The sequence below is a fragment of the Gardnerella rara genome (assembly GCF_055452355.1).
This window is the reverse complement of sequence record NZ_JBVBJP010000002.1, coordinates 185,974-208,491: the sequence shown is the minus strand read 5'-3', so window position 1 is coordinate 208,491 and position 22,518 is coordinate 185,974. Positions and strand designations below refer to the sequence as shown.

At 41.2% G+C, this 22,518-nt stretch carries 19 protein-coding genes, 1 tRNA gene and 1 riboswitch; of the genes, 6 read left to right on the top strand and 14 right to left on the bottom strand.

From position 1 onward, the window contains the following. Positions 1-214: 214 nt before the first annotated feature. On the bottom strand, positions 215-1,369 hold the full coding sequence (gene dusB, locus ACZ0NX_RS02585; protein ID WP_464405314.1) for a tRNA dihydrouridine synthase DusB: 1,155 nt from the start codon (positions 1,367-1,369) through the stop codon (positions 215-217). A 99-nt stretch (positions 1,370-1,468) separates the two neighbouring features. Further along, positions 1,469-2,989: a glycine--tRNA ligase gene (locus tag ACZ0NX_RS02580; protein ID WP_060787313.1), complete on the bottom strand. Its 1,521-nt coding sequence runs from the start codon at positions 2,987-2,989 to the stop codon at positions 1,469-1,471. Between the two features lie 154 nt (positions 2,990-3,143). Between ACZ0NX_RS02580 and ACZ0NX_RS02575 the strand changes: the two genes are divergently transcribed. After that, positions 3,144-3,521 carry an MTH1187 family thiamine-binding protein gene (locus ACZ0NX_RS02575; protein ID WP_415689094.1) on the top strand — a complete coding sequence of 126 codons (378 nt, stop codon included), beginning with the start codon at positions 3,144-3,146 and terminating at the stop codon, positions 3,519-3,521. A 30-nt stretch (positions 3,522-3,551) separates the two neighbouring features. On the opposite strand, the gene ACZ0NX_RS02570 is transcribed toward ACZ0NX_RS02575, so the two are convergent. The 6 genes from ACZ0NX_RS02570 to ACZ0NX_RS02545 all read right to left on the bottom strand — a co-directional run bounded on the left by ACZ0NX_RS02570 (position 3,552) and on the right by ACZ0NX_RS02545 (position 9,876). After that, positions 3,552-4,346, bottom strand: a complete 795-nt coding sequence (locus tag ACZ0NX_RS02570) for an isoprenyl transferase (protein ID WP_004112377.1) — start codon at positions 4,344-4,346, stop codon at positions 3,552-3,554. Between the two features lie 94 nt (positions 4,347-4,440). Continuing rightward, positions 4,441-5,646 carry a phosphotransferase enzyme family protein gene (locus tag ACZ0NX_RS02565; protein ID WP_060787311.1) on the bottom strand — a complete coding sequence of 402 codons (1,206 nt, stop codon included), beginning with the start codon at positions 5,644-5,646 and terminating at the stop codon, positions 4,441-4,443. A 147-nt stretch (positions 5,647-5,793) separates the two neighbouring features. Next, positions 5,794-6,717, bottom strand: a complete 924-nt coding sequence (locus ACZ0NX_RS02560; protein WP_016827343.1) for an ABC transporter substrate-binding protein — start codon at positions 6,715-6,717, stop codon at positions 5,794-5,796. Positions 6,718-6,809: 92 nt separating this feature from the next. After that, positions 6,810-7,430: an ECF transporter S component gene (locus tag ACZ0NX_RS02555; protein WP_060787310.1), complete on the bottom strand. Its 621-nt coding sequence runs from the start codon at positions 7,428-7,430 to the stop codon at positions 6,810-6,812. Between the two features lie 36 nt (positions 7,431-7,466). Beyond that, a riboswitch (TPP riboswitch) is annotated at positions 7,467-7,568 on the bottom strand. Between the two features lie 90 nt (positions 7,569-7,658). Then, positions 7,659-8,411, bottom strand: coding sequence for a DNA repair protein RecO (gene recO / locus ACZ0NX_RS02550; RefSeq protein ID WP_415689088.1), 753 nt, complete (start codon positions 8,409-8,411; stop codon positions 7,659-7,661). Positions 8,412-8,466: 55 nt separating this feature from the next. Further along, entirely contained in the window at positions 8,467-9,876 is a 1,410-nt protein-coding gene (locus tag ACZ0NX_RS02545; protein WP_415689086.1) for a DivIVA domain-containing protein, read from the bottom strand. A gap of 164 nt (positions 9,877-10,040) precedes the next feature. Here ACZ0NX_RS02545 and ACZ0NX_RS02540 point away from each other — a divergent pair. Beyond that, a tRNA-Val gene (locus ACZ0NX_RS02540) sits at positions 10,041-10,114 on the top strand. On the opposite strand, the gene ACZ0NX_RS02535 is transcribed toward ACZ0NX_RS02540, so the two are convergent. Beyond that, entirely contained in the window at positions 10,105-11,007 is a 903-nt protein-coding gene (locus ACZ0NX_RS02535) for a S16 family serine protease (RefSeq protein WP_464405487.1), read from the bottom strand. The two genes, ACZ0NX_RS02540 and ACZ0NX_RS02535, sit on opposite strands and share 10 nt — an antisense overlap. A 251-nt stretch (positions 11,008-11,258) precedes the next feature. Between ACZ0NX_RS02535 and ACZ0NX_RS02530 the strand changes: the two genes are divergently transcribed. Then, complete coding sequence (locus ACZ0NX_RS02530; RefSeq protein ID WP_464405311.1) at positions 11,259-12,869, top strand: zinc-dependent metalloprotease; 1,611 nt, start codon at positions 11,259-11,261, stop codon at positions 12,867-12,869. A 70-nt stretch (positions 12,870-12,939) separates the two neighbouring features. Here ACZ0NX_RS02530 and ACZ0NX_RS02525 read toward each other — a convergent pair whose 3' ends face one another. Beyond that, positions 12,940-14,592 carry an ATP-dependent helicase gene (locus ACZ0NX_RS02525; RefSeq protein ID WP_464405309.1) on the bottom strand — a complete coding sequence of 551 codons (1,653 nt, stop codon included), beginning with the start codon at positions 14,590-14,592 and terminating at the stop codon, positions 12,940-12,942. Positions 14,593-14,742: 150 nt separating this feature from the next. On the opposite strand from ACZ0NX_RS02525, the gene ACZ0NX_RS02520 reads away from it, so the two are divergent. Both ACZ0NX_RS02520 and ACZ0NX_RS02515 read left to right on the top strand, forming a co-directional pair. Beyond that, a complete protein-coding gene (locus ACZ0NX_RS02520) occupies positions 14,743-16,308 on the top strand; it encodes a phosphotransferase (protein ID WP_464405307.1) in 1,566 nt (521 codons plus the stop codon). Positions 16,309-16,317: 9 nt separating this feature from the next. Further along, positions 16,318-16,542: a DUF3107 domain-containing protein gene (locus tag ACZ0NX_RS02515; RefSeq protein ID WP_415689078.1), complete on the top strand. Its 225-nt coding sequence runs from the start codon at positions 16,318-16,320 to the stop codon at positions 16,540-16,542. Between the two features lie 19 nt (positions 16,543-16,561). Here ACZ0NX_RS02515 and ACZ0NX_RS02510 read toward each other — a convergent pair whose 3' ends face one another. Then, the gene (locus ACZ0NX_RS02510) at positions 16,562-17,449 is read right to left on the bottom strand and encodes a PHP domain-containing protein (RefSeq protein ID WP_060787303.1); all 888 of its coding nucleotides are present in this window, start codon (positions 17,447-17,449) and stop codon (positions 16,562-16,564) included. A gap of 80 nt (positions 17,450-17,529) precedes the next feature. On the opposite strand from ACZ0NX_RS02510, the gene ACZ0NX_RS02505 reads away from it, so the two are divergent. Then, complete coding sequence (locus tag ACZ0NX_RS02505; RefSeq protein ID WP_415689076.1) at positions 17,530-18,165, top strand: vitamin K epoxide reductase family protein; 636 nt, start codon at positions 17,530-17,532, stop codon at positions 18,163-18,165. 49 nt (positions 18,166-18,214) lie between these two features. Here ACZ0NX_RS02505 and murI read toward each other — a convergent pair whose 3' ends face one another. Genes murI through ACZ0NX_RS02490 form a run of 3 tightly spaced genes read right to left on the bottom strand, consistent with a single transcriptional unit; the run spans position 18,215 to position 22,431 of the window. After that, positions 18,215-18,991 carry a glutamate racemase gene (gene murI, locus ACZ0NX_RS02500; protein WP_060787301.1) on the bottom strand — a complete coding sequence of 259 codons (777 nt, stop codon included), beginning with the start codon at positions 18,989-18,991 and terminating at the stop codon, positions 18,215-18,217. A gap of 52 nt (positions 18,992-19,043) precedes the next feature. Beyond that, positions 19,044-20,666, bottom strand: a complete 1,623-nt coding sequence (locus ACZ0NX_RS02495; RefSeq protein WP_464405305.1) for an ATP-binding cassette domain-containing protein — start codon at positions 20,664-20,666, stop codon at positions 19,044-19,046. A 16-nt stretch (positions 20,667-20,682) separates the two neighbouring features. Further along, positions 20,683-22,431: an ABC transporter substrate-binding protein gene (locus ACZ0NX_RS02490; RefSeq protein ID WP_464405303.1), complete on the bottom strand. Its 1,749-nt coding sequence runs from the start codon at positions 22,429-22,431 to the stop codon at positions 20,683-20,685. Positions 22,432-22,518: the final 87 nt, after the last annotated feature.

Sequence of the window (22,518 nt, the reverse complement as noted above, 5' to 3'; positions counted from 1 at the left end):
ACTCACACGCACGTTTACGCAATACTTTAGCGCAAAACGCTCGATAATGGCGACGTTTTACAAATAAAAACTTAAAAAATGTCACCGATTCGATAATACACCGTGCTATACGCAAATATTTAAAGCGTTTTACCAACAAAAGTTTGGAACATTAAGCAATAGTTTAAATGCCGTTGTTAACAGCCTCTAAGCCCTAGAAAACATTAGAAAAATTCTAGTAACTAGCATCCAACGGATCATTGCCAAAAAGCTCTTTGCGCTCCTCGCTGGTGGTAATTCTTGAATCTAACCAGCCATATGGCAAATGAACTTTTTTTGCAAAACGAACTCGGCCGCGCGGCGTGTCTAAAACCTGCTCAGGAAGCTTAAGCGAGGAATCTAAGGCATCAATATTGCGCTGAACATCTTCAATAGATTCGCATTCCATAAAGCTTTTGCGAGTTCCGCCACCAACTGGGAACCCCTTTAAATACCACGCAACATGCTTTCGCAAGTCATGAACAGCCATTCGCTCGTCGCCGTCATAGAAGTCAACAAGAAGATTCAAATGCCTTAAAATCACCTTGCCAACTTGCCCAAGACTTGGATTAACGCGATTATTACTACCATTGCAAGCAGAGCGAATATCGGCAAAAATCCAAGGACGCCCCTGGCAGCCGCGGCCAATGGCAACTCCCGCGCATCCTGTTTCTTTAAACATTGCTAAAGCGTCATCCGCTCCCCAAATATCGCCATTACCAAAAACAGGAATATTCAAGGCCTCTACAAGCTCGCCAATGCGATTCCAATCGGAATGGCCTCCGTAGTATTCTGCAGTGGTACGCGCATGCAAAGTAACAGCAGCACAACCCTCTTCCTGCGCAATATGGCCAGCTTGCATAAAAGTCTGGTGATCCTCGTCAATTCCAACACGGAACTTAGCAGTAACCGGGATTCCTGCTGGATTACACACGCTTACAACACGATGCAAAATCTCTTGAAGCAAATCTGTTTTCCAAGGAAGAGCCGAACCGCCGCCGCGCCTTGTAACTTTAGGAACTGGGCAGCCAAAGTTTAAGTCAACGTGATCTGCCATATTCTCATCAACAACAATTCGAGCAGCCTGCTCCACAATTAAAGGATCTACTCCATAAAGTTGCAAAGAGCGCACTTTTTCGCTAGGAGCAAAACGGCAAAGTCTAAGCGCCTTAGGATTTCTTGCGACTAACGCGCGCGCAGTAATCATTTCTGCAACATACAAGCCATCTGGCCCATATTCTCGGCAAAGAACTCTAAATGGCCAATTAGTAATACCAGCCATTGGAGATAAAACAACAGGAGTTGCAATATGAATTTTCCCTAAATCCACTGGTTTAATAGAAAAATCCATATTGCTTTAACTCCATTCACTTTAATATTTTGCTAGTTATTTTGTTAGCATTTAGCTAGCAATTTAACTAGCGATTTATCGATTTTTACTAGGCGCGTATTAGTACAAGCCTCCAGCCTGAGCAATCTTAACAGGCTGCGACTCGTCTACACCAGCTTCCTTAGAAACATCCACACCGCCGTCGGCAGCACGCGTACCAACAATCTCTACTGGGCCTTGTGGGTACTTAACGCGCTTTTCGTTAATGCGGCTAGCTACGTAATCCGCAACCTTATCCAAAGAAACGCGCTCTTGCTGCATTGTGTCTCGCTCACGAATTGTAACAGCGTTGTCTTCCAAAGTATCGAAGTCAACTGTTATGCACAAAGGAGTGCCAATCTCGTCTTCGCGGCGGTAACGGCGGCCAATAGCACCAGCCTCATCGTAATCAATAACCCAATCATGCTGGCGAAGATCCGCAGCCAAATCTTGAGCAACCGATTGCAATTCTGGCTTCTTGCTCAATGGCAAAACAGCAGCCTTAACAGGAGCCAAACGAGGGTCAAGTCTAAGAACCGTGCGCTTATCTACGCCACCCTTAGTGTTTGGAGCCTCATCAACGTCGTAAGCGTCTACAAGGAAGGCCATAAGCGAACGGGTAAGGCCAGCAGCCGGCTCAATAACGTAAGGAACGTACTTTTCGCCCGTTGCCTGGTTAAAGTAGCTCAAATCCTCGCCAGAATGCTTAGCGTGAGCAGACAAATCGTAGTCGGTACGGTTTGCAATGCCTTCAAGCTCTCCCCAGTCAGACCCTTGGAATCCAAACTTGTATTCAATGTCTACCGTACGCTTGGAATAATGGCTTAGCTTCTCTTTAGGATGCTCGTACATACGCAAGTTTTCTGGCTTTACACCCAAATCAACGTACCAATTTACGCGAGTGTCAATCCAATACTGATGCCAAGCTTCGTCTGTTCCAGGCTCTACAAAGAACTCCATTTCCATCTGCTCAAACTCGCGAGTACGGAATATAAAGTTTCCAGGCGTAATCTCGTTACGGAAAGACTTACCAATATTCGCAATGCCAAATGGTGGCTTTTGACGAGTAGAAGTCATAACGTTCTTAAAGTCAACAAAAATACCCTGAGCTGTTTCTGGACGCAAATAGTGCAAGCTGTTTTCGTCTTCTACAGGGCCTAAATGCGTGCGAAGCATCATGTTAAAGTCGCGAGGCTCCGTCCAGTTTCCGCGAGTTCCGCAATCTGGGCAAGCAATGTCTTTTAAGCCATTCTCTGGCATTTTATCGCCATGCTTTTCGGCATAAGACTCTTCAAGCTTGTCTGCACGATGGCGCTTATGGCAATTTAAGCATTCAATAAGAGGGTCGTTAAACACAGAAACGTGACCAGAAGCAACCCAAACTTGAGAAGGCAAAATAACGGAGGTATCTACTCCAACAACATCGCCACGAGTAGTGACCATATAACGCCACCATTCGCGCTTGATATTATCTTTTAAAGCCACGCCCAAAGGGCCATAATCCCACGCGGAGCGGGTTCCGCCATAAATCTCGCCAGCTGGAAACACAAATCCTCGGCGCTTAGCTAAGGACACCACTTCATCAAGCTTTGAAACAGCCACAATGCACCTTTTCGTAAATCTAGAAAATTCGGGTGAAACGGTGTTAATTATAGAAAAACCCTGTGACGCTGATAAAAATAAATATAAGCTAAACGAATAGAATAATGTATAAGCATAGTTTTGCGCACACATTTGCACTTAGAAAGGATTGAAGATGAGCGAAAACGCGGTTAGCAATAAAGGCACTAAAGAAGATAATAAGAATGGCCACAAAACTAATACCGTTGCAGCATTATGCATTTCTCCTAGCGGAGTTGGCGAAGAACTTAGCGAATACGTGGCAGACTGCGTTAAAGTGATTCGTGATTCTGGATTAAAAAACGAAACAAACTCAATGTTTACAAACATTGAAGGCGAATTTGACGACGTTATGCAAGTTGTAAAAGACGCAACTATGGTTCTTGTTGAAAAAGGCTATCGCACAGGTGTTATCTTAAAGTTAGATATTCGCCCTGGTTTTAGCGGGCAAATGGAAGCAAAAGCCGCTCTTGTAGACAAGATTCTTGAAGAACGCGAAAGCAACAACGATTAATCGCGATTAAGCAATTAAGCAATTAAGCGTTTAAGCGTTTTTTACGCCACCAAACCTTCGGTCGCGATGCGCATAACGGTCAATAGACCTCCAAAGCGCTTCGCGGCCATAATCTGGGAAGAGTTCTGGCACAAAATCAAGCTCCGCATAAGACGCCTGCCAAGGCAAAAAGTTGCTTGTTCGCTGCTCTCCCGAAGTGCGAATAACAAGATCGCAATCTGGAATATCTGGATTGTATAAGTGTTCTGCAATCATCTTCTCACTAATGCGATCGCCCTTAATTTTGCCACTTTTAACTTCCCTAGCAATTGCCGCGCAAGCGTCTGCGATTTCCGCGCGACCACCGTAGTTTAAGCAAAAAACAACGTCAATAGTAGTATTATTTTTTGTAATCTCTTGAGCTTTTTCTAGCTCATCAATAACAGACTTCCACAATTTTGGTCGTCTTCCAGCCCAGCGCACGCGCACTCCCCACTCGTTCATCTGTGCAACTCGGCGGTGAATAATATCTCTAGAAAATCCCATCAAAAAATGCACTTCTTGAGGAGATCTCTTCCAATTTTCGGTAGAAAACGTGTACAAGCTTAAATAACGAACCCCTGCTTCTATAGCGCCCGCAATAGTGTCGAAAACCACTGGTTCCGCCGCTTTATGCCCTTCTGTGCGAATCATTCCGCGCTCTTTAGCCCATCTGCCATTGCCGTCCATAATCACACCTACATGGCGAGGAACTTTGCCTTTAGGAAAATCTGGAACGCGGCTAGGATCACTAAATGGAGCCGCTGGAATATTTAACGACGTGTAATCAACGTTTTCAAAACTCATATTTAAAATCTAACAACCCCATTGAACGAATAGCTAAAGCGTTTTGCAAAGCACACCAAAAGGCACACTAAAAAAGCACGCTAAAAAAAATCCGTTATATTTTTTGCAAAACTTCTGTTAGATAATTCAAATATCTTTCTCCAAAGCAAGATTTATACCATCTAGCATGCTCCAAGAAGCCAGTATCGTAGCCCCAAATCTTAAAATCGTAAGACCCATTTGACTTTAAGTAATAGTCTACAAATTCTACGCATTGCTCGATTTGACTTACGCTAAGAACAAGTGGCAGCAATTCTTTTTCAACATCTGTTAGTGCTCGAACACTGGAATATCCTTGCAAAATTGCTTCTACTAAGTCTGTTCTATACGAATCTTCTTTGCCGTTTGCAATATCTACCCATTGAATTGTGTTGCGTTCTAAAGTCATTGCCAAATCGTAGATTGCTGTGTTTTTATAGGCCATTGCAAGGTCAAACACTGCGCTTGGAGCACTACCTTCCCACATAAAATTAGATATATGCGGATCTCCATGAGTCCACTGCTTTTTTAGATTTGCGTACCCCAAATCGTAGATTTTTCTACATGTTGGAGCAAATTCGCCTATATCTTTTATAAAATCGCGATTCTGTTCTTTTAAGAATTTTGCTAAATCAGGTCTATTTTTTAACCAAACTTCTGCAGCTTTTTGCACGTCTTCGCTTGCACAAAGACTAAATCTTGATTGAAACGCGTTAAATTCCTTAGGATTTGGCTCGTCAAAACCTTGCGAAGCTAAGGCGATTTTTGCCATCACTACTCCAAGATTTTTGGCTTCTTCGCACGTTTTAGGTGGATCCCAAGTGTATGCATCTTTGTAGCGATCTTCTCCGCTAGCTTTTAAGGTGACTTCGTAAGCGCAATCGTCTATTACAAGAAGAGTTCCTTCTATTTGAACATTTTTTTCTAAGACTAAAGACTCGCTATTTTTATTAAAATACAAGTACTTTGGTGTGCTTATTTTGTTTTTTAAAAGATGTTCCGCAAAACGATGATACGGCCTAATTGTGCTTGCCTGCCTCACTTTTGTGCTGCATCTTTTAATATAAACGTCTAGACTTTGCGATTCCTTTAACGAATCATCTTTGTAATGTGCACGAACCAATGAACCTGCGGCCATTGGACGCAAACTATGGCTTAGAATGCAATCTACTTTTAACGGCTCCTCTAAAAGCGAGCAAACCGTGTTTGCTTCATCTAAATCAACATTTGCCCATCTTTGAGCAACAATATCTAGCTGAGGGTCGTTGCTTTCGTTTTCCATATTTGCTCCAATTATTGCCACAGGTTCATTGAATTGCGATATTTAATTGCAATATTTAATTGCGATATTTAATCGCGATATTTAATCGCGCTTGCGCTTTCGCTTGCAATTGTTATTATGCTTGCGATTCGAGCACATGCTATCCGACTATTCTGGCAAATACTCGTTTGTTACGCATCCGTTTTCTAGGCTCTTAAGAGCGCAATCAAGAGGCACGCTCAAATGGCCATTTTCGCTCATCCAACGAGTGTAGTTTTCCACCAATGCCATGTCTGCTGTACCCCAGCGACCGTTCTTGTCATACCAAGATGGAATTACTTCGTCTAGCGAGGCGCGCAAAGCCTCTGGGCTAATGTGGCAAAGCGCATTTTGCAAAGCATCAACGCCAGCCTGAGGGTCTTTTCCTGCCATCTCATAGCCCTTAACGGTTGCGCTTGCAAAGTTGCGTATTAGCTGCGGATTTCTCTCAATCATTTCTTGGCGAGCGCAAACATAGTAAGAATGATGCGGTGCCACACCAATCGAATCAAACGGAAGAACAACAACCTGGTCAAATGGCAAAGATCCCTGGTATGGCTCCCACCAAGCTACGTTAATAAACGCATCGCACATTCCGCGCTCTACGGCTCGAATATCTGGCTCCCATGGGCCTGGGTCAATTGTAATCAGCTTGCTAAAATCACCGCCGTCGGCCGCAACCGCCTGCTGAAGCTCCGTGTATAAGCGCTTAACTCCCATAGGAATTACTACGCGCTTTCCTTCTAGATCTTTAAAACGCGTGATTCCTGTGTTCTTGTTTGTTATGATTCCACCAATTTGCGATTGATTCATTACAGCAAATGACGTTAGCTTGTTTGCACCATTTTGATGAGCCAAAAGCTGATTTAATCGAACAAGAGCTATATCTACTTCTCCACGCTCCAAGCATGCTGGAACGTCGCCGCGCTCTGTATCTGTGCTTGTAAACTCTACATCTAATCCATACTGCGCATACAATCCGCGCTTTCTTGCAAGATACATACCTGCGTGATTCGTCCATGGATGCACGTATTCGAGGCGCACTCTTAGCATATTAACTCCTTTGTTTTATTGATTTATTTTAAACTTTACAAAAATGGGCGAGGTAATGCCCCGCCCACTAAATCAAATTTTACTAGCAAAAATCAAGCGCGTACTTCTTTGCCAGAAGCAAAACGGCTCAATGCGCCAGTGGCTGCAATACCCTTGTACAAGTACCACATAACTACGCCACCGATTACAGCACCAGAAATCATGCTGCAAATGGTGTGAATAATCATGAATGCGCCAAAGATTGGAACACCTGCATAGTAGAACGGATAAACGGCTACGATGCCACCCAAACCAGCTAATGCGCCAGAAAGTGCAGTCAAACCAACATTCCACTTGCGATACATAACAAACAAGAATGCAAACTCAGCAAACAAGCCCTGAACAAAGCCAGGAAGAACGGTACCAATACCGCCCCAGTGGCTTCCAACGGTTAACTCAACCATTGCAGCAATAAACTCGCCAAACAGTGCAGCACCTGGCTTGCGAACCATAATAGCAGCCAAAGGACCGGCAAAGTAGAACAAACCGTAGTACAAAGCGCTAACGCCTGGAACTGGGATAAGCTTAAGAGCAGCAGAAATAGGCTCGCTAATCAAACCAATTCCCCAGAAGATAATACCGGAAGCTACAGCAACAACAACCGTGAGCGTAACATCGGCTACGTTCCAACGCAAGGATGGACGAACGGTTTCTTCTTCAACAGATGCACCCATTAGGGTCTCCTTTCATCTTTAACCAATCAAACAAAGGCGACCCTGCAGAAAACTCCGTACGTCGGCATTACCCGATTCACGTTAAACGGTTAGACAGTATCTTCTCAGCTCTTTAAAAGAGCACCCGTGCCTGATATCATTCATATTGCATCAGACGGCGAGGACAAATTTTATAAGATTCAAACATAAAACTAACAAAAACGCTCATTAATATAGGTAATAGAAACGCTAATCAAAATACAGTGAATTAGAATTTTTTTCGCTTAAACGCATGGATTTAATAGGCTTCTCTAGCCAATACTCACACCATTGTTCAATGCATTTAGACGTTAAATCGTCAATATTTATTCCATCTAAATTTTGCCAATCGCCATTAATCAAAGAAACCATTTGAAAACGCGCTAAATCATTACATTTGATGGATTCTAATGCGTGATCTTTAGAACACATAACTCCGCCAGAAGATGCAGAAAAATAGTTTAAATCACTGCGTGTTGAACAAATAACACATTCATTTAATCTTGGAGACCAACCAGCCAACCGCAATGCCCTTAAAACATACGAAAATGCGATTGAGTCAGCGCTGTGCAAATTTCTAGAAAGAGCAGATAACGCGGCTACAACAAGATTGTATTGCGCAGAAGAATCCATATACTGCCCAGAAGATGAAACTAAATCGTCTGCAACTTCTACAATCATGTTTGCATTGCTGTACAAATCGTAATCCGCGCAAATTCGCCCAGCATAAGCCGAAACAAGTACCGCTTGAGAAATAACATCAAACGTTTTGCCAGTTGCAAAAAGAGCATTCACGCGCATAAATGGCTCTAAGCGGCCGCCAAATCTAGATTTTAATCGCCTAACACCTTTTGCAACAGCACGAACCTTGCCATGCTTTTTAGTGAGCATAACAACAACTCTATCTGCTTCCCCAAGAGGAAAAGTCTTAAGAACTACAGCCTCATCGTTATATAACGGCATTAAAATCAATAACTCTTAGCTTGTATAATCCTTAAAGCAAAATGCAAACAACTAATTAATTATGATTAGGGTTTACAAAACCGCCAAAATTAGATTCGCCAGTATCGTCAAAACCGTCTGAATCCTTATTTTCTTCGCTAGAAGAATCTTCCATCGAAGCATCAAAATGATTCATAACAGGGAACGAAAGATCTGGAATATCTAAATTAAGACTATGCGATGGCTCAAATTTAGGAGAAGCAAGAAGCGAAAGATTTAAATCTCCAACAGTTTTGGAACCATTGCCATTATTGCCATTATTGCTCTGGTTGTAAGAATCGTAGCTAGACGAATCAGCCGCATTATTTGAATGCGCAGCTTGAGCAGAATAAGACGGAGGGAATGCTGGAGGCATAACAGTGGATGCTTGCGACATTTCGTCGTCCGTATCGTCGCTTGGCTCTGCACCAGCCGAATGAGGAGTAAAAATCGCCTTATCTGCATGATGCAAATCACTAAAGTAATCATCGTTATTTTCGTTAACGCTATTGTCTACGTGCGCAAAAACGCTCTGCTTATCTTGAGGAGATTCTTGATAATCCTGCGAATCTGCAAAATCTTGCTCAGAAGACTTAGGATAAACGTTTGGTACAGAATCATTAGCATCATTAGCCACAGGCTCATTGTGATGCTCGACAGGAATGGACGGAGGCATTAACACAGGAGCCTTAGTCTCAGCAGGTGCTTGAGCCGCAGCATTAACAGCACTTTCTTGCAAAGCATTATTGACTGTAGCGCCGCCGCCAAAATTGCTGGAGTCAACAGATTCACTGGAATCAAAATCTGAATACTTAGAAACTCGATCATAAGATTCAAGCCTGCTTAATAAGCGAACGCAAGCATTTAGATAATAGTCCACCTGGCGCTCATCGTATCCACGCTTTCCAGAACGCTGAGTAAACAGAACATTAGAAACAAACATTGCGTCAATTTTATCTAAGTCACTTAAGCTGTTTCCCCAAACTGGATTATACCCAAGAAGAACAGCAATCTTATCTAGCGACTTATTAACAACATTATCTACTTGTTTTTTATCGTAAGAAGGCTTACGCGACTTAGCGCAATCAAAACGCATTTTATAATCGCGCTTAGAATGAGACAGCAAAACGCGATACTCTTCGTCTGCCTGCGCCTTCCAAACAACCTTGCCGCGATTAGAAATCTCGTATTGTGTAGTCTTATCTACAACCGCACGCTCTAATCTAGAAAGAGCAGCATCTACCTGAGGAATAGCGTATCCTTCATCTTCTAAATCGAAAGACACATCTTGAATATCTTTTTGCGTAAGACTAATGTCGTTGGATTCATACAAAGAATGAGCACGCTCAAGAAAATCATTAACTTGCTCTACGCTGTAACCCTTCTTGCGTTTACCTACACGCTCAATACCCGAAGAATTACGCGCGGTATCAGGTTTACTCGCCATAAACAATAGACCTCCTGAACAGATTCTTATTCAATACACTCTACGCGATTGTTAAGACGCATAAGCACAAAGACACGCAAGCATACTAGATAATACAGTCACAAAACACGCCTAAAGTGTAAATCAACTTTCTAGTACACACCATACTGTATCTTGTTTCAAGCGGGCGATTAGCTCAGCTGGCTAGAGCGCCACCTTTACACGGTGGATGTCGGGGGTTCGAGTCCCTCATCGCCCACTTTCCGCTTTACAAGTTTTTAAAGATTCTAAATTCTTTCCAGATTTTATCTTTTCCAACGCTTTGTACGCGTCGTCCAACGTTTTTACGCTTACAACTTTTAGGCCTTGTGGAATATTTCCAACAACTTCATTGCAATTGCTGTTTGGTGCTAAAAACCAGCTTGCCCCATCTCTTTTTGCAGATATCATCTTTAATCGTATTCCGCCGATTGGGCCAACTTTCCCAGAATTATCAATGGTTCCAGTACCTGCTATTGTTCTTCCGCCAGCCAAATCATTGTTTGTAATCTTGCTTAAAATGCCCAAAGCGTACATCATTCCTGCAGAAGGACCGCCAATATCGTCTATGTGCAACTTGATTTTTACGTTTTTAACATCTACACCAAGCTTGCTGCTTGCATATTTTAAGGCAGATACTTGAGCAGACGATTGAGAAGAACGCATTTGCATTGTTGTTTCTTTTTGATAATCGCTTGCGTTTTGATTTACAGGAACAAGAACTTCCCTAGGTAAAACTTGTTTTTTAGAATCAAACCAAGAAGCAATTGCATATAAATTTGGTATCTCGTAGCCTGGTATTCCAGATGTGTTTACTGTGACTAAAAGAAGCTTTCCACTTTTTGAACCAGGCTTATAATGGTGATTTTTAACATCAATAACGTATTTTCCAGATGACTTTGCTAAAACATCTTGAGTTGGCCCTGGCTCTTCAACAACGTACGCACTAGGAAGAAACAGAGTAATAATCGATACAATTACAACAAATAGCCCAATAAAATATCTAAACGACTTAGCGGAGAAATATTCAATAAGACTTCCAGCAACATTTTTAAAAGTAGAGAATATATTTTTATTGATTTTATTAAACACGTACATAATCTTATTAGGCATCTTATTAGGCATAAAAATGATTCTATACGCAAATGTGCATAACTTACCGCATAAGAAACCCATATAAAACGCGGTTTTTGAAAAAGTTTTAAAAAGTTATACACATTATTAATTTATTAGGCGAAAATTGTCATATATCGAGTAGAATCTTTTATACATAGTTAAACTACACAATTAAAACTGTGTAAACACACCAAATATATGCAAATATATTTTTAAAACTGTAGTAACGAACTTCATAAGGATTACATATGAGCGAAGAAGAAATTCATCAATGGCTTGTTAGCTGCTTTGGGCCCGAAGAAGGAGAAAGAGCTTGGTCTAACTTTGAAGCTCTTCCTTTTGATGTTCGCGAAGATATTCTTACAAGATGCTCAAATGGAGGTCTTCCATCTCCAGAAGAGGTTCATTCATTAATGAGCGCTTTTGCCAGCGGCGGCTTGAATACGCCTTTTGAGATGAAAGAAACACTCAAAGAAGGGCCAATCAACAAAAAACTCGCTCAATCTCTTGCTCATCAAAAAGCAATTGGAGACGGAGGAACAGTAAATGCACAAGTTGCAGATGCAGCTAGAAGAGCATTAAGCGAAGCAAATTTGTGGCTAGATACAAGCTGCAATCTAAATCCAGTACCTGGAACTCCAGATGTTCTTTCTAGAGCAGACTGGGTTGATGGAACTATAGATTCGTGGGTTAAGTTTGCAAATCCTGTTGCTAAATCAGTTAGCAACGCTTTTTCTAATGTTATAGCCGAAAAATTTGGAGACGACCAAGACTTAGAAGTAGAAGGCCTATACGATGGCGTTATGCCAATACCTATGCCAGATGGCGTAAAAAAACCAGAACAGTTAATGCGGCTTCTTGCAAACACTTCTTTTGCAATGCAACTAGGCTATGCTGCTGGAGATTTATCTCACGAAGTTCACGGAAGCTTTGATCAAGGAATTTCGCTTCTTAAAAATCCTGCAGGTGGGCTCATTCCATACAATTGCATAGATTACGCAAAAAAGTGGGGATTAGATATTAGCGAAGTTATGAATTATCTGGCTTTGCGAGAGCTTGCCCACGCTAGACTGTTTGCTTATGCGCCTTGGCTTATGCCACGTTTTGAAGCGTTGATAATAAAATATGCTGCTGGAATTTCTATAGATTTAAGCGCTATGGAAGATCAGCTTAGAGACATTGAAGGAATGAGCCCAGAATCTATTTCTGGAGCTGTAGATTTATCTAAGATTGCTAGAAACGATACAGAAGGCCAGAAACAAGCATTAAAAGGTCTTGAAACACTTCTTGCTCTTAGCGAAGGCTGGGTTGACTGTGTTATTTGGCGAGCTGGAATGGCACACATTCCGCACATTGATCAACTTAGAGAAATGACTAGGCGCGAGCGCGCAGCTGGCGGTCCTTCGGAAATAACTTTCGAAGCTTTAACTGGATTAAAGCTTAGGCCTAGAGCAATGCGTGAGGCTGCTGCAATGTGGGATTCAATCACAAACGAAAAAGGCATTGAAGAACGCGATGCTATGTGGAGTCACCCTGATCTTTTGCCAGAATTACCAGATTTTAGCGAAGATGCAGAAAGCAATAAAGTTGACGATAAAGTTGACGAGGCTAAAAGTAACGAAAGCAATAAAAACAATCAGATTAGCTCTGTAACAAATAAAGTTGAATCTGAGATAACGGAAGATAATGATTTAGAGCAAAAGCTTAAAGACGTTAATTGGGATGACGAATTAAGCAAATTATTGGAATCTAACAGCAGTAGTAATCCAGACGATGAATCTGATCCAAGCCATGATTCCAATTCAGATTCTGAATCAGACTCTAACGCAAACTCAGAATCTGATTCAAATTCTGATTGAAAGCGCTAACAATATTGCAAACATTGCAAACTGCTATTGCTAGAAATAATTGCACATCTTATAAATGCAGTTATTCTAAAAAGTGGCTTACGGATCTTTGCATTCCACTTCCGTAGTCTTTACAAATAGAATAAGAGATGTGCAATGTTTCTTCCGCTCGAGTTATTGCAACATACATAAGTCTGCGCTCTTCTTCATCTTGATCTTGGCTTCTGTTAACTCCACCAAACGGAAGAAGACCTTCCGAACATCCTATTAAAAACACGTGTTTAAATTCCAGACCTTTAGACGCGTGGATTGTGGAAATGGTTACAGGAAGTAAAGATTTTTTGATTAAATCCACTTTTGCGCGCTCGCTGTTACTGTCTTTTGCAGCACTATCTTTTGCAGCACTATCTTTTACATCAACACTATCTATGTCTTTTTCTAAATCACTAAAGCCACTAGCATCAAAATCTTCAACGTTGTTTTCTAAAACATCGAGTTGAAGCCCAGCGTCTTTTCTAACAGAAAAATGTATTCCTAAATCGCCCAAAGTCTTACAAAATATATTCTGTTGAGCATTAGTGCGAGTTAGGATTGCAAAGTCGCTTGGCGAAGCTTTGCCAGTTTTAATAGCATTATGAATTCGCTGAGCAACGTCAACAGCTTCGTCGTAATCCGTGTTATAAACAGTTTTAGTAACACGAGCGCCACCCTTGTTTTTTGACACAAGTCTTAAATAATCACATCTAAAAGCAGACTTAGAAAGAACACGATTAGCAAGCCCTACAATACGTTCCGTAGACCTATAATCTGTATTCAAATTAATATCTGCACAAAGTGGGGCAAACTCATTAGGGAATTCAAGCAAATCGTAGCTGCTGGCTCCTGCAAAAGAATAAATCGTTTGCGCAGGGTCTCCAACAACGCAAATATTTCGATTACTCCCCAACCAGCATCTAAGAAGCTCATGCTGAAGAGGCGAAACATCCTGATATTCGTCAACAGTAACCCAACCAATTGAGCTGCGTATTTGCGCAGCAACTTTAGGGAAAGCGCGCAAAATATGGCATGCTAGAAGCAATAAATCGTTAAAATCAACAAGATTCCTGGCGTTCTTTTCTAGCTCATACGCTTTATAAGCTTCTACAAACTGATTAACGTTTAGAGCCGCAGGAAGATCGCGACTAACGCAAGCATATGCGCGCGCGTAATCATCTGGTGCAATAAGACAAACCTTTGCCCAATTGATTTCTGCAATAATGTCTCGTATTTGCACAGAAGTCATATCGGAAAAATCCGTGTAGTGGTTTAATGCTTGTTCCGTAACGGTTTTAGGGTCATCCATTATGTTTGGGAAAGGAGCTTGGCAAACATCTGCCCAAAACCTTCTTAACTGCTGCAAAGCTGCAGAATGAAAAGTTGCAACGGTAGCATTATTTACGCCTAATTTTTTAAGGCGATTTTGCATTTCTTTAGCAGCTTTTACAGAAAATGTAACAGCTAAAACGCGATTTTCATCCCATTCGCCTTTTGCGCACGCGTATGCAATTCTTCGCGTAATTGTACGCGTTTTACCAGCACCAGCACATGCGGTAATGCGCACTGGTCCTTGCAATGCTGTTGCTGCCTTGCGCTGAGAATCATCTAATCCTTGGAGTAAAGATTGAGCATAATCTTTACCAAGATTTTCGCCAAATTCTAAGCTTTCGTTTGCTAAAGGCTCTTGGGTAGAAATCATAATTCTATTGTTACAACAAATAAAGAAAAATAAAAGCATAAAACGCTAATGTGGTTAAAGGCTATTTGACTATATCTCGTTGCTTTGTATTACTGTTGAACTGTGACACAAATAAGCAGATTCAAATTGGTAGCGCTGGCCTCATCGGTCATGCCAGAAGTACAATTCGCTGGAACGCGCCAAAGCGAGCAGGCAAATGCCACCGATGCCGCTGCGGGCATATCTCACGCTGTTATTCAAGACGTTTCAGGCAGCCTTTACGACATTTATGTTAGTTCAAACGCTAAAGGCCAGAAACGCTTGCACGACCGAGCTCGCGCAGCATGGGTTCTGCAAAAAACAAAAGGTCTTGCTGCTCTTGGATTTGCTCACGAAGAAATGCTTAAGTTTGTTCCTGGGTCTCTTTCAAGCCAGAACAATCAAAACAACCAGAACAACAATAACAATCTGGAAAATCAGCAAAATCAAGGTGCCTCGTATTTTGAGTCAATTGGAGAAGCTGATTTTAACAACCCAACAGTGCTAATTTGCAAGCATTTAAACGGATGTTCTAGGGAATTAAGTCTTCTTACAACAGACGATTGCGTAAATGCTGGAACGGCAATGGGCGCAATTCATAGGTTAAGCCCAAGCTTTTTAACTAAAGGCGGCTATCCTTCTTTTACAACTGGTCAGATTAGAGCGCAGTTAACATCTTGGATTAAAAGATTGCGTCAAGCAGGTCATATTCCTACAGAAATAACAGACAATTGGTCTAGAGTTTTGGAAACTGAAGGATTGTGGTCGTTCGACACTTGCCCTGTTCACGGCGGATTTAAAGATGGAGATTTTCTGTTTTCTGGATCCACTATTACAGCTATAACCAATTGGCAAAGCATGCAAATCAACGATCCTGCTCGCGATTTAGCCTGGATTTTTGCAAAGCTTAGCGAACAGCATAGAAATGCTCTGCTTAGCGCGTATGGGCGAATGCTTGGTTCTAAGTTAGACGGCATGATTATGCTGCGCGCAAACCTCTGGCTTCAAATGGAACAGGTTGGAGATTTTATTCAAGCTTTGCAGCGTGCAGATACAACCGGAATAATGCGCTTTAAGGCACAAGTGGAGCGTCTTGCTCATGAGCTTACTCGCATAAATAATTCCAGAGCGGCAAACGCAAAGCAAAACAATGCAGATGCAAACCCTGCGTCTTCTCTTACTGTGGGAGATATTGTTAAAGACGATATTGTTAAAGACAATACCATTAAAGACGATACTATAGAGTCTTCGGACGCCACTAACGAAAAAACAGTGGTAACGCTAAAGCAAGAAGAGCAGAAAGACTATAACAAAGATAATACAAACGAGCAAACTGTGGCTCTTAACGACGATACTAATGCCACTAAAACCGCCACTCTTGCAGACAGCATGGAAACGCAAGTTATAAGCAGTGTTAGTAAAGCTAACGATGCAAATAACGATGCAAACAACGAATCCAACAGTAGCAATAATGCTGATGCAGAAAATAGTGATGACGCCAATAGCAAGAATAATGAAGATGATGACAATAATGAAAATAATGGCAATAAAACTGAAGATTCAGATAAGCCAGCAACAATTATTATTCCAATGCTAAAAGATGCAGAGCTTGCTATTAAAGATGCAAAAAGCAAACTAGAAAACAATACCGAAAACAGCGAAAACAGCGAAAACAACGAAAACAGCGAAAACAATTAAGGAATAAAAATGAAGGTAACAATAGGCATTAAACACGTAAACGACACTATTAGCTTTGAAAGCAATCAGAGCGAACAAGACGTACAGAATATTATTGAAAACGCTGTTAAAGACGATAAAGCGATTAATCTTACCGATAAAAACAATCGAAAGATTTTTATTATGGCAAACTCCTTTGCGTACGCGATTATAGGAGATACGCCAACTCACACCGTTGGATTTAACGCTCTTTAATAAGTCAATTTTAATTCAGCTAGTAATTTAAAATTTTAGAAACAACATTGCAACTGGTGGTTTCTTCGCCAATTTGATTTGGCTTTCCGCTTCCATGCCAATCGGAACCACCAGTAACAAGTAAATCTAAGTCTGCAGCTAAAGCAAGCAACCTTTGTCTTTGCGTTAAAGAATTTCCACGATGGTAAACCTCTAGGCCGTTAAGCCCAAGACTTGCATAGTGTGCTATTTGAGAATCGGAAAGAATAACAGAATTTCTGCTGTAATCCGCAGGATGCGCAATAACGCTCACTCCCCCAGCATGTTTAATAACCTTTATTACTTCTTCAACACTTGGAGAAGGCGTTGGAATGTAATATGGACCGTGAGGCGCCACAGGGCCGGCAAAAGCTTGAGATCTGGTTTCAAAAACACCAGCAGCCACAAGCGCATCTGCAATATGCGGGCGGCCAATCGTAGTTAAATCGCCCTTCCCAGCCTGAGCAATAACACTTTCCCAAGTAATTGGAAAATCGGCAGACATAAGATCCACCATTTTTTTTGTACGCTCTAATCGCCTCTTTTTTGTGGTGGCAAACATATTCATAATGCAATCGTCGTTGGAATTGTACCTATAAGCAAGCATATGAACCGATATTCCACCTTCTACAGCCGTTATTTCGGACCCAAAAATAACTGGAAAATCAGCGTTTTTAGCAGCATTTTCAAAATCGAGCCATCCAGCAGTAGTGTCGTGATCACTAATAGCAACTCCGCTAAGACCAAGGTTTTTTGCTTCAATAACCAAGTCTTCTGGCGATTTAGTGCCATCCGAATAGAAAGTATGGCAATGCAAATCCCACCCGCGATTATGCTGGCAAGAATCAACGCCAATAGATTCACTCACACTATTGCTAGTTACAGTCATACAATTATCGTAAACTGTGGCATGTAACGTTTAATACATAACAAAATATTTAACTCGTATTAGCGCTTTGAGGAGTGTTTATGACTAGCTACAATAATCGCATAAATTCTTGGCGACATTCTGCTGCTTGGACTTATATGATTATGTTGATTACTTCTGCAATTGCACTTTTAACATCGCTAATACTTTCTTCCGAAACGCTAGCGCTTGCTCGCGCACCACATAAAGCTCTTGGATGCGATGTAAATGCCGTTGTTTCTTGCTCTAAAGTGGCTCAAACTTGGCAAGCGGAGTTTATACGATTTGGCGAGTTAAGCTTCCCAAACGCGTTCTTTGGGATTGCTGCAGAAAGCGTGTTTGTAACGCTTGCAGTGGTTGGATTGGCAAAAGTTAAACTTCCAAAATGGCTTGCAATCTGTAGTTGGATTGGCGGACTTTTTGCTCTGTTATATGCTTATTGGCTGTTTACGCAATCAATGTTTGTTATACGAATTCTTTGCCCTTGGTGCCTTGTTTTAATGTTCTGCACAACTTTGCAATTTATGTCACTTAGCCACGCAACTTTTAGCGCGCAAGGAATTGGATTAAAAAATAGGATTTTAAACGCTTACTATCGTTTAAACTACGATTTAATTGTGAATTTACTATGGATTTTTGCTCTTGTATTGCTAATTTTAAGCAAATATGGAAACGCGATTTTTAGAGCGCTTATGTAGCACTCATGTAGCGCTAACCGCAAATCACATGCTTAATCACATGCTCAAATCAAAGATTTAACAAAGATTTAGACAACTCACTAATGCGATTGCTTGAATCGGAATTAGTTAGCAAAACACTGCCATTATTGTTAGCGTCTGCAAGCTCTCCGCTAGACTCTAAAACACTTTTAAGATGATGAACAGTGCCAGCGTTACCGTCTACAATCTTTACACAATCAGGCAAAAACTCGCGGAAATAATCTCTATAAAACACAAAATGAGTGCATCCTAAAACAACCGAATCAATGCTGTTTAAGTCGTAGGAATCAAAGTACTTATGCAAAGCGCTCATAACAATATTTTTATTGCCTAAATCGCCATTTTCCACAATTTCTACCAAATCTGGGCACGGCTGAGGAAAAATCTTGTGATTTTGCGTAAAACGATTCATAAGATCTGCAAACTTGCGTTCTTTAAGCGTTAAAGAAGTGGCTGCAACAATAACACGCTGAGGCTTGCCACCACCCAAATCACAAGCAAGCTTTAGAGCAGGCTCCATGCCAATAATCGGCATATTGTAATGATTGCGCAAATCATCTACAGCGGCAGAAGTGGCGGTATTGCAAGCAATAACAATAGCTTTAACCGAAAGTTTGGCAAAATGCTCAACAATTTTAAAACTGAGATTACGCACTTCTTGTGGAGTTTTTACACCATAAGGCGCATTTGCAGAATCACCAAAATAGATAATGCGCTCGTTAGGCATAGCTGCATGAAGCTGGCGAACTACAGAAATACCACCAAGACCTGAGTCAAACACGCCAATCGGAGCGCACGAAGTCATAAAAACCTCCTAATAGACTCTTATTATGTTACTTTTTAGCACAAACATACCGTTACAAAACAGCATCAATAAGACTGCGCGTGTATGGATTTTTAGGGAAACGCAATACATCTTTAACACTTCCCTGCTCAACAATCCTTCCGCCTTTTATAACACTAACTTGGCTGGCAATGCGGCTTACTAAAGCCAAATCATGCGTTATAAACAAGCACGAAAAGTTGTACTGCTTTTGCAAACTACTTAAAAGATTTAGGATTTTTAGGCAATGATTTGCATCTAACGCCGAAGTTGGCTCATCTGCAATAATCAAAGAAGGACGATTTATTAACGCTCGTGCAATGCCAACTCGCTGTTTTTGGCCGCCAGAAAGCTCGTGCGGGAACCTGTTTATTAAGCTTAATGGCAAATGCACTTGATTAAGAACAAGCTCCACGCGCTTTTTGCGCTCTTCTTCGCTAAGACTTTTATTGGCAATAAGAGGCTCGGCAATGCTCCAACCTACAGTTTTTAAAGGATTTAGCGCCGAGCCAGAATCTTGGAAAATGAATCCAATATTGCTTAAAATCTTGCGATTTGCGCGCTTTTTGCAATCGGAGTATAAATTAAGACCCTCTATGCTTATGCTGCCAGATTCTGGCTTAAGCTGACCAGAAATAAGCTTTGCAATCGTTGTTTTTCCAGCACCAGATTCGCCAACCAGCGCATGCGTCTTCCCCTTTAAAATATTAAGGTTCAAATCACTTATTGCGTATTTGGAAGGGTTGAAAATTTTAGAAGACTTAGCGTATTTAGCAGAAACATTTTGAATGTTTACGCAAAAATCACCAGCCTCCGAACTAGTTGATTCGCTAGCTAAATTATTAATATCAAAATCAACAATAGAGTCTAAAAGAGAGCGCGTATAGCTGTTTTTAGGATTAGAAAACACATCTTTAACTAGTCCACTTTCAACAATACTACCACTGTTCATAACATAAACTGTGTTTGCAACAGCCTTAACAACGCTCATATTATGCGTAATAATCAAAACCGCAATATTATGCTTTTTAGCTAAATCGCGCAAAAGCTGCAAAATCTTACGCTGAGTTGTAACATCCAAAGCTGTTGTAGGCTCGTCTGCAATAAGCAAAGAAGGTCGATTAATAATTGCCATTGCAATCATTGCGCGCTGAAGCTGCCCGCCAGAAAGTTCGTGCGGATAAGACCTATAAACGCGATTCACATCCTTTAGGCCAACCTCGCTAAGGGAATCAAGAACTCGCGATTTTTTAGCGCGAGCGCTCATCTTGCCAAACTTTTCGGGATGATATTTTAACGCCTCTTCAATTTGCTTGCCAATGCGCATAACTGGATTAAATGCGGTAGATGGCTCTTGGAATACCATTGAAATAAGACCCGAGCGAATATAAGAATACGGAGCATTATTGCTTAGTAAATCCAAACTGCCATTAGTGCTTGTATTAATAACCGCTTTGCCAGAAACACTAAAATCGCCTGGAAGAAGACCCATTAATGCCAACGAAGTTAAGGACTTTCCCGAACCAGATTCGCCAACCAGCGCGCTAATTTTGCCCGCATATAAGTTTAAATATACGTTATGCGTAATCTGATTTTTGCCAATCGCAATAGACAAGTTACTAACGCTAAGCACTGGGTTTTCGCGATTTTCCAACATTTTCTTAAATCCTTTTCTAGTTTCTAAGCGAAACTCGCGCATAGTTTGGATAAGCTGGGAAAGACCCAACAAAGAAGTTTTCCACATTGCTTCCGTGAATATAAGTGTTCTTAGAGTAAATAAGCGGAACGATTGGAGAATCGCGCATAATCTCTTTATCAACCTGCTGCCAAAGCAAATCTGCACGCGACTTATCTACAACGCCAACAGCTTGACTAATCAAGGAATCCACTTTTGGATTCGAGTAGCGAGATATATTCCAATTGCCGCCGCCTATTTGCGAAGAATCAAAAAGCGGGCCAATATTTGCATACGCAGAAGGAAAATCAGGCTGCCATTTAGACAAAGCTAAATCGTAGTCGCCAGAATCACCAGTAATCATATCTGTAAAAATCTGCGAATCCACAGTTCGTATAGAAACATCAATTCCAACACGCTTTAAGCTTGCTTGAATAGAAGATGCCACTTGCGCCTGATCTGGGCGAGCAATAAGACTAAACTTTAGTTTAGATTTACCCGATTCCTTTAATAATTGTTTAGCCTTTTCTACATCCCCACGCGGATTTGCAGAATAGAGATTATAGACTTTGCGCTCGCTTACGCCTGGAGTAATAAGCGTTGTTGCAAAACCGCCAGCAACCGCACCGCCCTTTGCTCGCTGATACGACTGCTTATCTACAGCGTACTGAATCGCCTTGCGGATCTTAACATCTTTAATACGGCGATTGTTCATGGCCAAATATTCCAACGCTCCGTCACCGCTTGTAATTAAAAGATTGCTTGACTTGTAGCTTGCTTTAGCTTGTGCTCGTTGAGCTGGAGGCACAAAATCTGCAAGAATAGCATTGTCTGCGCCAGAATTGCCTTGAATCATAGATTGGGCAGCAACAGAAGAATCAACACCAAGCTTCCAAATTATCTTGTCTGGGTAATTAGCTCGAATTGAATCCAAGCTTAAATCCCAATTAGTGTTTCTAACCATAACAATTTGCTTGCCAGCTTCGTTTTCAACAATTTTGTACGGTCCAGAAGCAACTGGGCTTTTGCCATAATCCTGCGCATTCCCAGAATTTAGCGGAACGGGAGCGAATGCAGCCAAAGACGCAACCCAAGGCCAATTAGCAAAAGCAGCATTTAGTTTAAAAATGATTGTTTGATTGTCTGGAGTTTCAATCGAATCCAAAGATTTGCCACTAAACGGACCGGCATAGTCTTTAGCGCCTTCCAAAAGCGCTTTGTGGTAACCAAATCCGCCTGTAAGCGAGTTTGCAAAAGAACGCTCAAGACCATATTTAATATCTTTAGACGTTATTGGGCTTCCATCCTGGTATTTAATGCCTTTTTTAAGAGTGTACTTCCAAGTTTTTCCGCCGTCTAAAGCAGTTCCAGTATCTGTTGCTAAATCGGCAACAACACGCGTTTTACCACTTGGTGTTACTTTCCACGTTGTTAAAGCGCGGAAAACTAGGCTATTAGAGGTTATTGGCAAACCTTGACTTCTTGCAGGATCAAAATCCATTTTTGATTCAGAGCTTAGAATCGTAAGCGTTCCGCCCTTTTTTGGATTGTTATTAAGCACAGAAGCATTTGGTAGTCTTTTTTGTAGGTTTTGACCACTTTGCGCAGCAGATCCGCAAGCAGAAAATGCATAAACCAGCGAAAACACTAGAATTACGGCAATTGCTCTTAATGTATTTAGAGCAAAGCCACGATTAAATTTTTTGATGATTTGATAATAATTTTGCATATTTTGTGTATTTTGCATGATTTTTCCTTAATTTTTTATAAAGTTATAAAATTATTAAAAATTTTTATTATTGTGATTTAAAGAAGACTTTAGTAGCGACTTTAG

Excerpts from the sequence above, each read along its gene's own strand:
- dusB (WP_464405314.1), bottom strand. The coding sequence starts at position 1,369 with ATGGATTTTTCTATTAAACCAGTGGATTTAGGGAAAATTCATATTGCA.
- ACZ0NX_RS02575 (WP_415689094.1), top strand. The coding sequence starts at position 3,144 with ATGAGCGAAAACGCGGTTAGCAATAAAGGCACTAAAGAAGATAATAAG.
- ACZ0NX_RS02570 (WP_004112377.1), bottom strand. The coding sequence starts at position 4,346 with ATGAGTTTTGAAAACGTTGATTACACGTCGTTAAATATTCCAGCGGCT.
- ACZ0NX_RS02565 (WP_060787311.1), bottom strand. The coding sequence starts at position 5,646 with ATGGAAAACGAAAGCAACGACCCTCAGCTAGATATTGTTGCTCAAAGA.
- ACZ0NX_RS02560 (WP_016827343.1), bottom strand. The coding sequence starts at position 6,717 with ATGCTAAGAGTGCGCCTCGAATACGTGCATCCATGGACGAATCACGCA.
- ACZ0NX_RS02555 (WP_060787310.1), bottom strand. The coding sequence starts at position 7,430 with ATGGGTGCATCTGTTGAAGAAGAAACCGTTCGTCCATCCTTGCGTTGG.
- recO (WP_415689088.1), bottom strand. The coding sequence starts at position 8,411 with ATGCCGTTATATAACGATGAGGCTGTAGTTCTTAAGACTTTTCCTCTT.
- ACZ0NX_RS02545 (WP_415689086.1), bottom strand. The coding sequence starts at position 9,876 with ATGGCGAGTAAACCTGATACCGCGCGTAATTCTTCGGGTATTGAGCGT.
- ACZ0NX_RS02535 (WP_464405487.1), bottom strand. The coding sequence starts at position 11,007 with ATGCCTAATAAGATTATGTACGTGTTTAATAAAATCAATAAAAATATA.
- ACZ0NX_RS02530 (WP_464405311.1), top strand. The coding sequence starts at position 11,259 with ATGAGCGAAGAAGAAATTCATCAATGGCTTGTTAGCTGCTTTGGGCCC.
- ACZ0NX_RS02525 (WP_464405309.1), bottom strand. The coding sequence starts at position 14,592 with ATGATTTCTACCCAAGAGCCTTTAGCAAACGAAAGCTTAGAATTTGGC.
- ACZ0NX_RS02520 (WP_464405307.1), top strand. The coding sequence starts at position 14,743 with ATGCCAGAAGTACAATTCGCTGGAACGCGCCAAAGCGAGCAGGCAAAT.
- ACZ0NX_RS02515 (WP_415689078.1), top strand. The coding sequence starts at position 16,318 with ATGAAGGTAACAATAGGCATTAAACACGTAAACGACACTATTAGCTTT.
- ACZ0NX_RS02510 (WP_060787303.1), bottom strand. The coding sequence starts at position 17,449 with ATGACTGTAACTAGCAATAGTGTGAGTGAATCTATTGGCGTTGATTCT.
- ACZ0NX_RS02505 (WP_415689076.1), top strand. The coding sequence starts at position 17,530 with ATGACTAGCTACAATAATCGCATAAATTCTTGGCGACATTCTGCTGCT.
- murI (WP_060787301.1), bottom strand. The coding sequence starts at position 18,991 with ATGACTTCGTGCGCTCCGATTGGCGTGTTTGACTCAGGTCTTGGTGGT.
- ACZ0NX_RS02495 (WP_464405305.1), bottom strand. The coding sequence starts at position 20,666 with ATGTTGGAAAATCGCGAAAACCCAGTGCTTAGCGTTAGTAACTTGTCT.
- ACZ0NX_RS02490 (WP_464405303.1), bottom strand. The coding sequence starts at position 22,431 with ATGCAAAATACACAAAATATGCAAAATTATTATCAAATCATCAAAAAA.